Source organism: Actinokineospora globicatena, assembly GCF_024171945.1.
Taxonomy (GTDB): Bacteria; Actinomycetota; Actinomycetes; order Mycobacteriales; family Pseudonocardiaceae; genus Actinokineospora; species Actinokineospora globicatena.
Map to the genome: position 1 here is coordinate 66,327 of NZ_JAMTCR010000003.1, position 14,772 is coordinate 81,098.

At 71.0% G+C, this 14,772-nt stretch carries 14 protein-coding genes; 11 read left to right on the forward strand and 3 right to left on the reverse strand.

Features of this window, described 5'->3' with window-relative positions; genetic code table 11:
* Positions 1–10 precede the first annotated feature (10 nt).
* Positions 11–805 (forward strand): helix-turn-helix domain-containing protein, encoded by a 795-nt coding sequence (locus LV79_RS13725; RefSeq protein ID WP_253836223.1) that lies wholly within the window; start codon positions 11–13, stop codon positions 803–805.
* On the opposite strand, the gene LV79_RS13730 is transcribed toward LV79_RS13725, so the two are convergent.
* Entirely contained in the window at positions 806–1,171 is a 366-nt protein-coding gene (locus LV79_RS13730) for a nuclear transport factor 2 family protein (RefSeq protein ID WP_253836226.1), read from the reverse strand. It lies immediately after the preceding gene.
* 46 nt (positions 1,172–1,217) lie between these two features.
* Here LV79_RS13730 and LV79_RS13735 point away from each other — a divergent pair, with 46 nt between their 5' ends.
* Together LV79_RS13735 and LV79_RS13740 are read left to right on the forward strand one after the other, a co-directional pair.
* Complete coding sequence (locus LV79_RS13735; protein WP_253836228.1) at positions 1,218–2,864, forward strand: tetratricopeptide repeat protein; 1,647 nt, start codon at positions 1,218–1,220, stop codon at positions 2,862–2,864.
* Between the two features lie 419 nt (positions 2,865–3,283).
* Positions 3,284–4,057, forward strand: coding sequence for an XRE family transcriptional regulator (locus tag LV79_RS13740; protein WP_253836231.1), 774 nt, complete (start codon positions 3,284–3,286; stop codon positions 4,055–4,057).
* Between the two features lie 74 nt (positions 4,058–4,131).
* On the opposite strand, the gene LV79_RS13745 is transcribed toward LV79_RS13740, so the two are convergent.
* Positions 4,132–4,794: a S1 family peptidase gene (locus LV79_RS13745; protein ID WP_253836233.1), complete on the reverse strand. Its 663-nt coding sequence runs from the start codon at positions 4,792–4,794 to the stop codon at positions 4,132–4,134.
* Positions 4,795–4,979: 185 nt separating this feature from the next.
* On the reverse strand, positions 4,980–5,558 hold the full coding sequence (locus tag LV79_RS13750) for a hypothetical protein (RefSeq protein ID WP_253836235.1): 579 nt from the start codon (positions 5,556–5,558) through the stop codon (positions 4,980–4,982).
* Between the two features lie 379 nt (positions 5,559–5,937).
* On the opposite strand from LV79_RS13750, the gene LV79_RS13755 reads away from it, so the two are divergent.
* The 8 genes from LV79_RS13755 to LV79_RS13790 all read left to right on the forward strand — a co-directional run bounded on the left by LV79_RS13755 (position 5,938) and on the right by LV79_RS13790 (position 14,756).
* A complete protein-coding gene (locus LV79_RS13755) occupies positions 5,938–7,293 on the forward strand; it encodes an aminotransferase class I/II-fold pyridoxal phosphate-dependent enzyme (RefSeq protein ID WP_253836237.1) in 1,356 nt (451 codons plus the stop codon).
* 15 nt (positions 7,294–7,308) lie between these two features.
* On the forward strand, positions 7,309–7,851 hold the full coding sequence (locus tag LV79_RS13760; protein WP_253836239.1) for an OsmC family protein: 543 nt from the start codon (positions 7,309–7,311) through the stop codon (positions 7,849–7,851).
* The gene (locus LV79_RS13765) at positions 7,848–9,008 is read left to right on the forward strand and encodes an ABC transporter substrate-binding protein (protein ID WP_253836241.1); all 1,161 of its coding nucleotides are present in this window, start codon (positions 7,848–7,850) and stop codon (positions 9,006–9,008) included. The genes LV79_RS13760 and LV79_RS13765 overlap by 4 nt, the downstream gene beginning before the upstream one ends.
* Positions 9,009–10,829, forward strand: coding sequence for an ABC transporter permease (locus LV79_RS13770; RefSeq protein ID WP_253836243.1), 1,821 nt, complete (start codon positions 9,009–9,011; stop codon positions 10,827–10,829).
* Complete coding sequence (locus LV79_RS13775; protein WP_253836244.1) at positions 10,826–11,668, forward strand: ABC transporter ATP-binding protein; 843 nt, start codon at positions 10,826–10,828, stop codon at positions 11,666–11,668. Before LV79_RS13770 ends, LV79_RS13775 begins: the two co-directional genes overlap by 4 nt.
* A complete protein-coding gene (locus tag LV79_RS13780; protein ID WP_253836246.1) occupies positions 11,665–12,372 on the forward strand; it encodes an ABC transporter ATP-binding protein in 708 nt (235 codons plus the stop codon). The genes LV79_RS13775 and LV79_RS13780 overlap by 4 nt, the downstream gene beginning before the upstream one ends.
* 132 nt (positions 12,373–12,504) lie before the next feature.
* The gene (locus LV79_RS13785) at positions 12,505–13,659 is read left to right on the forward strand and encodes an MFS transporter (RefSeq protein WP_253836248.1); all 1,155 of its coding nucleotides are present in this window, start codon (positions 12,505–12,507) and stop codon (positions 13,657–13,659) included.
* Positions 13,656–14,756 (forward strand): aminotransferase class V-fold PLP-dependent enzyme, encoded by a 1,101-nt coding sequence (locus LV79_RS13790; protein WP_253836250.1) that lies wholly within the window; start codon positions 13,656–13,658, stop codon positions 14,754–14,756. The genes LV79_RS13785 and LV79_RS13790 overlap by 4 nt, the downstream gene beginning before the upstream one ends.
* The last annotated feature ends 16 nt before the right edge of the window (positions 14,757–14,772 follow it).

The following is a 14,772-nucleotide window of genomic DNA, read 5'->3' on the forward strand; positions in this document are numbered from 1 at the left end:
ATCGCCGGTGATGACACCGACCGCGCCGCACCCCTCGTCGATCGGCGCGTTGCTGCGGGAGTGGCGCCGCACGCGCGACATCAGCCAACTCGACCTCGCCTCGCGAACCGATGTCTCGGCCCGGCACCTGAGCTTTGTGGAAACCGGTCGGTCGGCGCCGAGCCGGGACATGGTGCTGCGCCTGGCCGAGCAGTTGGACGTCCCGCTGCGCGACCGCAACCGGATGCTGCTGGCGGCGGGGTACGCACCGGCCTTCTCGGAGAGCGCGCTGGACACACCCCGGATGGGCGTCGTGCGCGCCGCCGTCCGCACCGTGCTCGCCAGCCACGACCCGTTCCCCGCGTTCGCCGTCGACGGCAACTGGGACATGGTCGACGCGAACGCGGCCGTCGCCCTGCTGACCGAGGGCGCGCCGCCGGACCTGCTGACCACACCGTTCAACGTGCTGCGCTTCAGCATGCACCCGCGGGGGCTCGCGGCGCGGATGCTGAACCTGGGGCAGTGGCGGCGGTACGTGCTGGGCCGGGTCGAGCGGCAACTGCGGGTCAACCCGGGGGCCGCCCGGCTCGCCGAGGTGTACCGGGAGTTCCTGACCTACCCGGCGGGCAACGAGTGGGGCGCCGCCTCGGACGACGCCTTCGACGTGTGCGTCCCGTTGCGGCTGCGGTACGACGGCCACGACCTGTCGCTGATCTGCACGGTGACGACGTTCGGCTCGCCGTGCGACATCACCGTCGAGGAGTTGCACGTCGAGAACTTCTACCCGGCCGACGACACCACCGAGCGGTTCCTGCGGTCCAGGTGATCAGCCGGGGACCTTGTCCAGGAACCCGTACACCGCCGCGATCCGCCCGTCGTCGTTCACCACGGCCACGTCGAAACCGACCACCAGTGCCTCGGCGCCCGCGGTCGGGATGAGCTCCCAGGTGAACCGCACGATGTTGTGGTGCTCGTCGTAGGTGGCTCCGCGCGTGAACCGCATCCCGGTGAACTGCGCCTGCGCCCCCGCGACGACGTGATCGATCCCCGACCAGCCCTGGACGGAGGCCAGCGGGTCGACATAGGTGCCGTCCTCTGCCCACAACTGCTCGATCATCTCCCGCCGCGAGGTGGCGTCCGTCCGGTTCCACACCGCCAGGTACGCGTCGACAACGGCGTTCAGGTCGCTCATCCCATTCCTCTCACTCGATTCCCTGCGCCGTCCAGTCTGGTCGCGTGTGAGTGGGGAAGTCGATTACCTCGCAGGTAATACCGGGCTGGACAACGCCGGGTCGGTGGCGCAGGTGCGGCCACTGCTGCCCGGCACGTCGACCTACCGGGCGGTGGTGACCAGCCGGAACGCGTTGGCGAGTCTGGGGGTCAGGGAAGGGGCGCGCAGGATGTCGGTGGACGTGCTCTCGCCGTCGCACGCGGTGGAACTGCTGGAACGGGTCGCGGGCAAGTGTGTCGGCGCGGATCCGGAGGGGGCGTTGGTGCTCGCGCGCCACTGCGGCTACTTGCCGTTGGCGCTGCGGATCGTCGCCGAGCGGCTGACAGCCGGGACCTCCGTCGCCGATCTGGTGGACGAACTGGCGTCGGTGCGCGAACGGCTCGACGTGGTCGTGATCGACGATGACGAGACCACCGCGGTCCGGGCGGTGTTCTCCTGGTCGTACCAGTCGCTATCACCGGCGGCGGCGCGGCTCTACCGGTTGCTGGGGCTGATCACCGGTCCGGACATCGGTGCGCGCGCCGTTGCCGCGCTCGCCGGACCCGGTGAGGTCGCGAAGGCGTTGACGGAGTTGGTCTCGGCGCACTTGGTCCAGTCCAAGCCCGGTCGGCGTTACCAACAGCACGACCTGATCCGCCTGCACGCCTTCGAGTGCGCGGAAGCCGACGAGTCTGATGTGGACCGCCGAGCGGCGTTGCGGCGCCTGTTGTCGTGGTACGCCAACACCGCGGTCGCGGCCAACCGGGTGGCGCTGCCGGACTCGTCGAGCATCAAGCTCCGGTTGGACGAGAATCCGTTGCCACCGCTGGAGTTCGCCGATTCCCAGGCTGTGTCGCGGTGGTGGGACGCCGAGCGGGCGAACTTCGACGCGATTGTACGGCAGGCCGCTGACCTGGGGGAGGACGAGTTGGCGTGGCAGCTGCCGGTGGCGCTGTTCGGGTTCCTCCTGATCCGGGGCGGGCTGACCAGCTGGGTCCCGACGCACGAGATAGGTCTGGCCGCTGCCCGGCGTCGCGGTGCTGTCCCAGCCACGGCTTGGCTGCTCACCGCGCTCGCGGTGGGCAGGCGCGGGGTGCGTGATCACGTTCGTGCCCTTGAGGAACTCGACGAGGCTCTGGTCCTCTGGCGCCGCGCGGGTGTTCGGTGGGGTGAGGCGTGGGTGCTGCGTGACATCGGGACCGCGCACTACGAACTCGGCCAAGACCGGGAGGCCGTCGCCGCACTGGAGGGCGCACTCGCCATGCACGTCGCCGACGCCGATACGTGGGGCGAGGCAACGGCGCTGAAGTACCTGGGCAAGGCCTCGGTCCGCCTCGGCGCGCACGACCTGGCCATGGCCCACCTCCGCCGCGCCCTCGCCATCCGCACCTCACGAGGCGACCGCCGCACCATCGCCAGCGCCCTCAACGACCTCGGCTCCGCCTCCCTCGCCGCGGGCGCACCGACCGCCGCCACCGACTTCGCCACCCAGGCCCTCCACCTCAACACGGAGATCGACTACCCCCACGGCCGCGCCACCACCCACGAACTCCTGGGCGACATCCACGCCACCGCCGGAGACCGCGCCCAAGCCCAAACCCACTGGCACCAAGCCGCCGACCTCTTCGCCTCCCTCAACCACCCCCGAGCCACCGACCTCCGCGCCCGCGCGTGATCCACCCGCCGCGCATTTCCGTCTTCTGGGTGACAGAAGTTATCCACATGTGGATCTCTGCGGGGGTCGTTTCAAGATCGACTGTCGGTGGGTCCCGGTAGACTGGACCAGGGACGCCCCCCGGAGAGGGTGGGGGCTGGGCAGGGGTGGGACCGCGCGCGGGCGCGAAGCGGGGTGGTTGGGCGGGGGTGCGAGTGATGGCGGGGGGCGCCGTTCGGGGTGGGGTGTGGTTGGTGGTGGGGTCTACAGAGGACTTAAGAGGGATTGGTGGTGGGTGGGGGATTGTTGGTTGTGGACGGCGGTGGCAGGGTGGGGGGATGACCGGGGACGCCTTTCACGATGTGTTGCGGGCGGCGATCGAGCGCAGTGGGTTGGGGTTGGAGCGGATTCGGTATCGCCTGGTGCAGCGGGGGTGTCGGGTGAGTGTGGCGACGTTGAGCCACTGGCAGTCGGGGCGGCGGCGGCCGGAGCGGCGGGAGTCGTTGCGGGTGTTGGCGGTGCTGGAGGAGGTGTTGGCGGTTCCCAGCGGCACGTTGGTCGCCGGTCCGCCGAGGCCGAGGGGGCCGGGGCGGCAGGGGCAGCGCAGGGTGGCCGCCGCGGTGGTGTGGCCGGGGGAGCCGCAGGTGCCGCCGCTGCTCGGGGAGGTCGACGCGGAGGACGAGTTCTTGGTGCGGTTGAGCCACCAGGACCTGGTGCGGCTGGGGCCGGACGGCGCGGAGCGGTCGTGGTTGGTGCGCCTGGTCTTGCGGGCCGCCCGGTCCGGGGTGTCGCGGCTGCCGGTCGTGTCGGTGCTCGACGGGCCGCACCCGACCGGGCAACGGCTGCGGCCGATCCGCCACTGCGCGGTGGGCGAGGTCCGGTACCTGCCCGAGTTCGGCAGCATGGTCGCCGTCCTGGTCCTGGACCGGGTGCTCGACCGCGGCGACGTGATCATGGTGGAGTACGAGCTGCTCAACCCGCCCGGCACGGTGCGATCGGTGCGCGCCGAGCGCAAGCTCCGCTTCCCGGTCCGCGAGTACTTCATCGAGGTCGACTTCGACCCGGCGACGCTCCCCGCCACCTGCCGCTGGCGCGCGGTCACCGAAGCGACCACTGCCCGCGGCGGCCCACTAAGACTCGACGACGCGGGCACGGCCCAATTCGCCCTCTCCAACGCCGCCCCCGGCACCTACGCCGTCCACTGGGACTGGTGACCGCCCTCCCTGCCGCGGTCCGGAATCGGTCACCGCCCGGAGGGCGCCCGGTCAGGACGCCCTCCGGGTGTCGGTCAGCCGGTGGCGTTGGCCAGGATCCACTGGCGGTAGGTGTACACGTTCACGTGCCCGGACGTGCCCGCGGCGGTGTCGCCGTAGGAGTGGACGCCGATGAGTTTGCCGTTCTGCAGGACCGGGCCGCCGGAGTCGCCGGGGCCGGTGTAGCCGGTGCCCTTCGTGGCGTCGATGAAGCCGCTGGTGACCCTGGTGACGCGCATGGTCGCGACCTTGAGGTAGCGCGAGTCGCGGGCGGACTCGGTGCGGCCGTAGCCGTAGACCTGCTCGGAGCTGCCGACCGTCGGCGCGCTGGTGGTCAGGGGCACGTAGGTCGTGCTCACCGAGCTGTTGAGCTGGTACAGGATGATGTCGGCCGACGGGTGCGACACCGACCGCACCGCGGTGCGCGACTGACCGGCGTCGCGGTCGACGTTGCCGATGTAGAAGCGGTTGGCGCTGTTGGCGCAGTGCTTCGCGGTGATCACCCAGCGCGCGGCGATGATCGACCCGGAGCAGTTCTGCTGGCCGTTCACCATGATCGCGACCGCCCACGGGCCGGTCTGGGCGTAGCCGCCGCCGATGATCGCGGGCTGGGTCGGGGACGCGGTGGCCGGGAGCGCCGCGCCGGTCAGCGCGAGAGCGGCGCCCACCAGGCTGATGAGCACATTCTTGAGACGCACGAATTTCTCCTCGGAGTCAGGAACACGCAGGGTTGACTCGTGATTTCGCCGCCCGGGACTGGGCGCGTCGAGGACTGTAAGTGCGGTGCGAAGAAGGGCTCAAGCGTGTGAAAAGAACAGAATTACCGGCGCCCGGGCGATGACCAGCGGGTACGCGGGTGAATCCGTATAAAGTAAACGGGCGGCTAGCAGCCGAGCGCGACCCGCGAGGTGGGCTTGGCGGTGTCGGCGTCCAGGGTGAGGTCGATGTCCTTCGGGAGCGACACCAGGACCCGCAGCGTGTTCGCGCCGGTCCACTCCACGCCGTTGAGGGTGGCCCGCTCCGCGTTGACGCACCCGAGGTCCCACTCGCGGCTGGTCGGCCACGTCCCGGACGTCACCCGCAGTTCCCAGGCGTCGTCCCTGCCCGCGTAGCCGCGGTACACGACCACTTCCCGCTCACCGTCGGGCGAGGCGTGCCGGGCCTGCTCCACCGGCTTGGCGGTCGTCGACCCGACCAGCGCGCCGAGCGCCGCCCACGCGAGCGTCAGCGCGGTGAACGCCCCGACCAGGAACGGCCGCCACATGTCGTGGTCGACGAGCAGCCAACACGTGAACGCCACCATCGCGATGGCGATCGTCCCGAACAGCACCGGCTGGTCGAGCCACCCGAGCACCACGAACCCACCGGGCTGCCGCCGCCCGAGCACGACCGCCGCCACCAGCACGGCCGCCACCCCGAGCGGCATCATCCACAACCGGCTGCGCACCGACGTCTCATTCATGGTGCCCGGATGCTACGACAGCCCACCCGCCCCACCCGTGACTTCCACTGGCGTGTCCACCGGCCATCCCCCAGCCGGGTACCAGCGGGTCCCGCTCAGGGCTCGGCCACGTGCGGTGTCCGCCGCTGTGGCAGCCGGTCAGTGGCAGGACCACCCACTCGCGGCGGGACTGGTCGATTCGGTCGTTCAGGTGAACGCCTGAACAAACCCAGGCGGACGCCGGGTGGGCTGCGGTGAGTGCGTCGGTATCGCGGGTGGGGCGGCTTTGTGCGGTTTTTGTTCAGTTCGGCCACCAGGTGAAACGGTCTTGACCGGGGTTTTCCGCCGGCTACCGTTCCTGCTTGTCGCACAACGGGGAACAAACGCCGAGGGAGGTCCGATGAGCCACGCCGCGCAGGCGCCGGTGCACTGGCTCGTCACGCGCATCCGGGATCGGACGGCGCGGGGGATCGCGGTGGCCGTGGGTGAGTTGATCAGGGACGGTGAGCTGCCGCCGGGGACGCGGTTGCCGACGGTGCGGGCGTTGGCGGCGGAGTTGGCCGTGAGCCCGGCGACGGTGGCGGACTCGTGGGGGCAGTTGCGGGCCGAGCAGCTGATCAACACCGGGCGGCGGCGGGGGACGACCACGTTGGCGCCGCCGGACTCGACGCCGCACGACTGCTTCCCCGGGTGGTCGGCGATCGACCTGGAGCAGGGGCTGCCGGATCCCGCGCTGCTGCCGCCGCTGGAGGACGCGGTGGCGGCCGGGGTGCGCACCGAACGGCTCAACGGGTTCGAGCACGACTACATCACCCCGCGCCTGCAAGCCGCCGTCACCACCACCTGGCCGTTCACCCCCGAGGCGTGGACGGTCGTGGCGGGCGGCTACGAGGGCACCCTGCTGGCCTGCCAAGCGGTCGCCGCACCCGGTGAACTCGTCGCGGTGGAGGAACCGACCGCACCGCGTGTGCTGGACACGTTGCGCCGCTCCGGTATCCGCGTGATCGGCGTGCGGTGCGACCACGAAGGTCCAATCCCAGCAGCGCTGACCGAGGCGCTGAAGCGCAACCCGGTCGCGTTCATCTACCAACCCCGCGCCCACATCCCCTTTGGACACACCGTCTCCGCCGATCGCGCCGCCCAGCTCGCCGACGTGCTCGAAGGTCACCCCGATGTGTCCATAGTGGAGGACGACAACCTCGGACCACTCGCGTCCGCCCCCGTCGCCAGCATTGGTGCTCACCTGCCCGAGCGCCTGCTCCTGGTCCGTTCCTATTGCAAGGCCTACGGTCTGGAGCTGCGCAGCTGCGTGGTCGCGGGTGCCGAGCACCTGGTGGAGCAGGTCCGGCACAAGCGCGGCTTCGGCCTGGTGTGGGCGAGTCGGATCCTGCAGGACGCCCAGGCCTACCTCATCAACGACGCGGCGACCGGCGTACTCCTCAGGCAGGCCAGGGAACGCTACGCGCACCGCCGCGCCACCCTGGCGGCCGCCCTGCGCGACCGCGGGTTCGACGTCCACTCCCGCGACGGACTGGTGTTGTGGGTGCCGGTCCCGGACGAGACACGCGCGATGGTCGCCTTGGCGGGCGCCGGGGTGACCGTCGCGGCGGGCAGCCGCTGCTACATCGACCCGCCCGCCGAGCACCACATCCGCATCGCCACCAGCCACCTGCCCGACGACCCGAGGCGCGTCGCCGACCTCGCCGACCTCGTGGCCCGCGCGGCGGCCACCGCCCCGCGCGACGAATTCGACTGACCCGGAGGGGAACCCATGAGCACACTGCGGGACTACCTTGCCCAAAAACGCCGCATCTGGCTGGCCAAGCAGGAAACCATCAGTTCGGCCGAACCCATCACGCCGACCGCGAAGGTCACCGCCGAGGGGCGCAGCGGCGTCCGCCGCATCCGCATCCGCGACCACCAGGTGCTCAGCGACAGCGGCGCGGACTACGCGGGCTACGACCTCGGCCCCAGCTCGCCCGAGCTGCAACTGGGCGTCCTGGGCAGCTGCGTGACGCACATCTTCCTGATCCAGGCCGCGGCGGCCGACGTCGTCCTGGACTCCGTCGAGGTCGAGGTGACCGCCACGATCGACCCGAAGGCGGGCACCCCGGGCTTCGAGGACGTCCCGCCGTCGCCGCAGAACATCTCCTACACCGTCCACATCGGATCGCCCGCCACCGACGGCGAGATCGACGCGCTGTTCGAGGCCGTCGAGCGGGCCTGCCCGATCCTGTCCCTGTTGACCAACCCGCAGACCATCACCGGTTCTGTCGTGCGGGTACCAGCCCAACGTGAGGAAAGCGCACTATGATCAGCAGACGTGGTTTGTTCACCGCCGCCGCCGGGGTCGGCGCCACGGCCGTGCTCGCGAGCTGCGGCAGGCTCTCCGGCGAGCAGACCGCCGCCGCCCCCGCGCCCGCGGCGGGGCCGATCTTCTTCGGCGTGTCCGCGCCGCTCTCGGGCGCCTCGGCCGAGTACGGCAAGATCTGGCGCACCGGCTTCGACCTCGCCCTCGACGAGATCAACGGCGCGGGCGGGGTCAAGGGCCGCAAGATCGAGCTGCTCTGGGAGGACACCCAGTCCGACCAGAAGCAGTCCGTTCCCGTGGCGCAGAAGTTCGCGGGCGACAGCCGGATCTTGGCCGAGTTGGGCGACTTCGCCAGCCCGGCGTCGATGGCCGCGTCCCCGGTGTACGAGAAGGCGCACCTGGTGCAGTTCGGCTTCACCAACTCCCACCCCGATTTCACCAAGGGCGGCGAGTACATGTGGAGCACCTCCACCACGCAGCAGGACCACGCGCCGGAGCTGGCCGACCTGGCCAAGTCGCTGGGCACCAAGCAGGCGGTGTACTACATCAACACCGACTGGGGCAAGACGACCTGGAAGCTCTACGAGGAGCACGCCAAGAAGTCCGGCTACGAGATCGTGCACAGCGAGGCCGTGCAGGCCGACGGCTCCGACTTCCGCCCGAGCCTGATCAACGGCCGGGACAAGGGCGCCGACGTGCTCGTGTTCATCGCCTACTACCAGGCCGCCGCCCTGCTGACCCAGCAGGCGAAGAACGTCGGCCTGGCCCAGGCCAAGATCGCCCTGCCCAGCTCCGCGTACTCCCCGCAGTACGTCGCGCTCGGCGGCGAGGCGACCGAGGGCGCCCAGCTCATCGTCCGCTTCCACCCCGGTGACCCGCGGCCGCAGGTGCGCGAGTTCGTCGACAAGTACCAGAAGCGCTACGGCAAGCAGCCCGACGACTTCGGCGCGGGCGCCTACGACGCGCTCAAGATCCTGGCCTGGGCCGTCGAGCACAGCGACGGCACCCGCGAGGGCGTGCGCAAGGCGCTGCTGGAGGGCAAGGAGATCCCGAGCCTGCTCTACGGGCCGTTCTCCTTCCGCGAGGACCGCCGGGTGACGACGCCGAAGTCGACCCGGCTCGTCGTCAAGGGTGGCGCCTTCACGCTCGTGGGGGCGTAAGTGCTCGACACCGCTCTGGCAGGCCTGGTCAACGGCAGTTCCTACGCGCTGCTGGCGCTCGGGCTGTCGTTGATCTTCGGCGTGGCGAACGTCATCAACTTCGCGCACGCCTCGGTGTTCGCGGTCGGCGCCATGTCCGGCTGGTGGTTCTCCGTCGACCTGGGCTGGCCGTTGTGGACGGTGCTGCTCGGCGTGATGGCGGTCACCGGCCTGCTGGGGTTGGTGATCAACCTGGTCGCGGTGACCCCGCTGGCCAAGGCGCCGCCGATCGCGGCGCTGCTCTCGACGTTCGCGGTGTCGGTCGTGGTGGACAACGGCGCGCAGTTGGTGTTCGGACCGGAGACCCGGCGCTTCCCCGCACTGCTGGCCACCGACAACCTCGGCCTCGGCGGGCTGCGCTTCGGCACGCTCGACGTCACGATCCTGGCCGTGGCCATCGGGTTGATGCTGGTGCTCGGCTGGTTCCTGCGGGCCACCCGCTACGGCAGGGCGATCAGGGCGGTGGCGCAGGACCGCGACGCGGCGGCGCAGATGGGCATCCCGTTGGCCCGGGTGCAGAACCTGGCGTTCGTGGTCGCCTCCGTGCTCGGCGGTGTCGCGGGTGTGCTGGGTGGCATGTACCTGAACAACATCTCGCCGACCGTCGGGTCCACTGTGGGCATGTCGGCGTTCGCGGCCGCCACGCTCGGTGGGCTGGGCAGCCTGCCCGGCGCGGTCGCGGGCGGGTTGCTGCTGGGCGTGGTCGAGGCGTTCGGGGTCTCGTGGTGGGGTGGCAACGCCCGCACGCTGATCACGTTCGCCGTGCTGCTGCTCGTGTTGTGGGTGCGGCCATCCGGCCTGTTCGGCAAGCGTTCGCCGCTGGCGGCTGAGCCGATGACCGGGACGTTCTTCGGGGCCGCACGGACTGTGCGGCTGCGGCCGTGGCAGGTCGCGGTGGCGGCGGTGGCCGCGTACGTGGTGCCTGCCGTGGCCTTGGACGACTACACCGTGCAGATCGGCGTCCAAGTCGTCGTCTACGCCATCCTCGCACTGTCACTGACACTGGTGTCGGGCCAGGCGGGACAGATCTCCCTGGGGCAGGCAGCCCCACTGGCCATCGGCGCGTACACCTCGGCGTTGCTGACCACCGGCACCGGGCTCGACTTCTGGCTGAGCCTGCCGATCTCGGGGCTGGTCGCGGCGGTGCTGAGCGTGGCGCTGGTGTCGCCGTCGTGGCGGCTGCGCGGGCACTACGTCTCCATCGCGACGCTGGCCACGGGTCTGCTCGTGGCCGCGGCGGCGGTGAACTTCGACTGGCTGACCAACGGGCCGTCCGGGGTCTCCGCGATCCCGCCGCCGACGTTGTTCGGCGCCCCGGTGTCCGCGCCGCTGGCGGTGTACTTCCTGGACCTCACCATCCTGCTGGTCGTGTTGCTGCTGGTGGTGCGGCTGCGGCGGTCGACCCTCGGGCGGATCTGGTCGGCGATCCGGGAGGACGAGGTCGCGGCCCGCTCCAGCGGGATCGCGGCGGCGGAGTACAAGTCGCTGGCCTTCGGCATCGGCGGGTTCGTCGCGGGGATCGGCGGCGCGCTGTTCGCGCAGCAGTACGGCTACATCGACCCCAGCGTGTTCGGCATCTCCGTCTCGTTGCTGGCGTTGACGATCGTCGTGCTGGGCGGCCTCAACTCCCCGCTTGGCGCGGTCGTCGGCGCGATCGTCCTGGTGGGACTGCCCGAGGCGCTGCGGATGTTGGAGGAGACCCGGATGCTGACCTACGGCCTGCTGCTGCTCGCCGTCGTGCTGTTCCGGCCACAGGGACTGATGGGGAAGGTGGCGCGATGACGGTCCTGGAGGTCCAGGGGCTCCGGCGCTCGTTCGCGGGCCTGCGCGCGGTCGACGGGGTGTCCTTCGGCATCGACCAGGGTGAGGTGGTCAGCGTCATCGGCCCGAACGGGTCCGGGAAGACCACCGCGCTCAACCTGGTCAGCGGCGTGCTGCGGCCTGACGAGGGTCGGGTGCTGTTCCAGGGTCGCGACGTCACGGGTCTGCGACCGGAGCGGCTGGCTGAGGCCGGGCTCTCGCGCACCTTCCAGAACGGCCGGGTGTTCGGCAACCTGTCGGTCGCGGAGAACGTCCTCATCGGACTCACCCCGACGTTGCGGGCGGCCAGGCCTCTTGCCCGGTGGCGGGACATCCCGGTTCTGCGGTGGTTGTCCTTGCTCGCAGAAACCGCGGTCGCGCTGGTGGACCCGCCGTCCGTGCGCCGGGAACTCGCGGAGCGCGAGGCGGAGGTCGAGTCCCAGTTGGACAGATTCGGTGACCGGCTGCGGCCCAGGGCGGAGGCCGCGGCGCACACCCTGTCGTACGCGAACCGGCGGCGGACCGAGATCGCCCGCGCGCTCGCGTCGGGTCCGGCGCTGCTGGTGCTCGACGAACCGACCGCCGGGATGAACCCGGTGGAGACCGCGGAGGTGCTGGAGCAGTTGCTCGCGCTGAAGGCCGCCGGGCAGACCATCCTGCTGGTCGAGCACAAGATCGACCTGGTGATGCGGCTGTCCGACCGGGTGCTGGTGCTCGACGCGGGCACGGTGATCGCGTCCGGGCCGCCCGACGAGGTGCGCAACGACCCCCGGGTCATTGAGGCTTACCTGGGCAAGCGCCGTCCGGCGGTGCGGCCATGAGCCTGCTGGAACTGGACTCGGTGTCGGTGTTCTACGGCCAGACGCAGGCGCTGCACGAGGTGAGCCTGACGGTCGAGCCGGGGGAGATCGTGTGCCTGCTCGGCGGCAACGCCTCCGGCAAGTCGACCACCATGAAGACCATCCTCGGCCTGATCACGCCGCGCACGGGTGAGGTCCGGCTGGCGGGGGAGCGGGTCACCCGGCTCGCGCCCGCGGGTCGCATCCGCCTCGGGCTCGCGTCGGTGCCGGAGGCCAGGCGGGTGTTCCCGGAGATGTCGGTCGAGGACAACCTGCTGACCGGCGCCTTCACCCGCCGCAAGGGCGTCCGCGCCGAACTCGCCTCGGTCTACGACACCTTCCCCCGATTGGCCGAACGCCGCCGCCAGCACGCGGGCACCCTCTCCGGCGGTGAGCAGCAGATGCTCGCCCTCGGCCGTGCCCTGATGAGTTCCCCCAGCCTCATCTGCATGGACGAGCCGACCATGGGCCTGGCGCCCATCTACGTCGACCGCGTCCTGGACCTCATCGCCGACCTCAACCGGGAGCGGGGCCTCGCCGTCCTGATGGTGGAGCAGAACGCCGAACTGGCCCTCTCCATCGCCCACCGCGGCTACGTCCTCAACACCGGCCACATAGCCCTGTCCGGGCAAGCCGACGCCCTCCTCGACACCCCCGCCATCCGCACCGCCTACCTCGGCGCCTGACCCCGACCCCACCACTCGTGTCCTGACTCGCCGGTCCGCGGCACCGACTCCGCACCCGCTCGGGCGTCCTGTGGGGTGGGTGGTTGACGTGGTCGTTTAGATGGAGCGGTGGCGGCGAGTGGTGGGGTTGCGGTGCGGGGGCAGCTGGGGCTGCTGCTGGGGTCCAAGGCGGTGTCCGACATCGGGTACGCGTTGGACTTCGTGTGCCTGTCGATCTTCGTGTGGGAGTCCACCAGGTCGGCGTTGGCCACCGGGTTGGTGAGCGTGGCGCTGTACGCGGGGGCGATCCTGGGGGGCAGGCTCGGCCACGCGTACGGGGCGCGGTGGGACCGGCGGGCGGTGATGGTCGCCGCCGACCTGGTGCGGATGGTCGTGCTGCTCACCCTCGCGGTGCTGCCCGGGCAACCGCAGCTCTACGTCGCCGTGTTCCTCGTCGGTGTCGGCCGGTCGGTGTTCGAGGGGACGTTGAGCGCGGCGACCCCGGTGCTGGCGGGGGAGCGGACCCAGTTCGTCAACAGCGTCCTAGCGGGCCTCAAGGGCGTGGCGTTCATGCTCGGCATGGGCCTGTCCGCCGTGGCCGTGCCGCTGATCGGGTTCCAGGGCGTGTTCGCGCTCGACGCCGCCAGCTACGCCCTGTCCGCGCTCGTGCTGGTCGCGATCCGGGTCCCCTTCCGGGAGAGCGGGTCCACCGCCGAGTCCGGCGACCAGAAGGTGCTGTGGCCCGCGGTGGTCGCCGCCGGGCTGGTGCCGCTGTTCGTGGTCCGCTGCCTGGACGCGTTCGGCAGTTCGTCGCAGCACGTCGGCATCCCGATCCTGGGCAGCGAGCTGAGCCCCGGCGCGCCCACCGAGGCCGCCGGTGTCCTCTGGGGTGTCTGGGCCGCCGGGCTGCTGCTGGCCGGGTTCGTCCTGCGCCCACTGGCCACCCGGATCATCGCCCGCGCGCCCGGGGTCGTGTTCTGCCTGGCGACCATCGTCATGTCGCTCGGGTTCATCGGCATCTTCTGGTTCGACGACTGGCCCCTGCGCCTGGCCGCCGCCGCGGTCGCCGGGATCGGGGACGCGTTCAGCGAGGTCGCGTTCAAGCAGGCCGTCCAGCGCCTGCCCGACGAGCGGCGCGGACCGGTGTTCGGACTGTCCCAGATCGTCGTCAACAGCGGGTTCATGGCGGGCCTGGTCGCAACCAGCCTCCTGCTCACCCCCGACCTCGTCCCGCAGTGGGTCCTCCTGCTGCACGGCGTCCCGCTGCTGGTCGCCGCCGTCGCCGCCGTCCGGTTGCGCGTCAGATGAGCGCCTACCTCGACTACGCGGGCCTGGGCAAACTCCGTCCGCGGGCGGTCGAGGCCATGCGGGACGCGGTGGTCGACGTCCTCCCGCACGGCAGCGCCGAGATCGGCCGGATCTTCCCCGCCCGCCGCCGGGCCCGCGCCCTGGCCGCTGAGCTGCTCGACTGCTCCACCGACGAGATCGCCCTCGTCACCAACACCTCCACCGGCCTGCACCTGGTCGCCGACGGGCTCGACTGGCGCGAGGGCGACGAGGTGGTGGTGTTCGACCGGGACTTCCCCGCCAACGTCCACCCGTGGCGGATGCGCGGTGTCCGGTTGGTCTGGGTCCCGATGCGCGACGGCGGCTACCACCTGGCGGACGTTGAGGCGGCGATCGGCCCAGCGACGCGGCTCGTGGCGGTCAGCCACGTCAACTTCGCCACCGGCTTCCGGATCGACCTCGACGCCGTGTGCGCGCTCGCGCACCGGGTCGGCGCACTGGTCAGCGTGGACGCCGTGCAGAGCCTCGGGGTGCTCCCGCTGTCACTGGCCGACACCCCGATCGACTTCCTCGCCGCGGGCGCGCACAAGTGGCTCTGCGGCCCGGTCGGCACCGGGATCTTCTTCAGCCGCCGCGAGCACCTGCCCCGATTACGCCTGCCGGGCGGCTGGTTCGGGTTCGAGGGCGCCAACGACATGCTGACCAAGGGCGCCGGGCACTTCCGCTACGACCTGTCACCACTGCCGACGGCCGCGCGCGCCGAAGGTGGGATGTACGACGTGCTCGGCATGGTCGGTCTCGCGGAGGTGTTGGCCGAACTGTCCGAAGTGGGCGTCTCGGCGATCGCCGACCGGGTCCGCCATTTGACACAGCGGCTCTGCGACGGACTGCGCAGCGCTGGCTGCGCCATTTCCGCGAGCACCGACGACGACGCGTGGTCTGGGATCATCGGTTTCACCCACCCGGCCGTGGAATCCGTCGCGCTGGCGCGTGGTCTGGTGGCCGCCGACTGCCACGTGTCGCACCCGGACGGGCTGGTCCGGGTGGCCCCGCACCATTGGACCGAGGAGGCCGAGGTGGACGCGTTCCTCGCCGCCCTCACCCAACGTGTTCGTTGACAGGATTCCCTTTGCG

What these genes read in the sequence shown, in the direction of transcription:
- LV79_RS13750 (WP_253836235.1), bottom strand. Translation starts at nt 5,558, where the DNA reads ATGAATGAGACGTCGGTGCGCAGCCGGTTGTGGATGATGCCGCTCGGG.
- LV79_RS13760 (WP_253836239.1), top strand. Translation starts at nt 7,309, where the DNA reads ATGAGCACACTGCGGGACTACCTTGCCCAAAAACGCCGCATCTGGCTG.
- LV79_RS13730 (WP_253836226.1), bottom strand. Translation starts at nt 1,171, where the DNA reads ATGAGCGACCTGAACGCCGTTGTCGACGCGTACCTGGCGGTGTGGAAC.
- LV79_RS13765 (WP_253836241.1), top strand. Translation starts at nt 7,848, where the DNA reads ATGATCAGCAGACGTGGTTTGTTCACCGCCGCCGCCGGGGTCGGCGCC.
- LV79_RS13725 (WP_253836223.1), top strand. Translation starts at nt 11, where the DNA reads ATGACACCGACCGCGCCGCACCCCTCGTCGATCGGCGCGTTGCTGCGG.
- LV79_RS13780 (WP_253836246.1), top strand. Translation starts at nt 11,665, where the DNA reads ATGAGCCTGCTGGAACTGGACTCGGTGTCGGTGTTCTACGGCCAGACG.
- LV79_RS13755 (WP_253836237.1), top strand. Translation starts at nt 5,938, where the DNA reads ATGAGCCACGCCGCGCAGGCGCCGGTGCACTGGCTCGTCACGCGCATC.
- LV79_RS13790 (WP_253836250.1), top strand. Translation starts at nt 13,656, where the DNA reads ATGAGCGCCTACCTCGACTACGCGGGCCTGGGCAAACTCCGTCCGCGG.
- LV79_RS13775 (WP_253836244.1), top strand. Translation starts at nt 10,826, where the DNA reads ATGACGGTCCTGGAGGTCCAGGGGCTCCGGCGCTCGTTCGCGGGCCTG.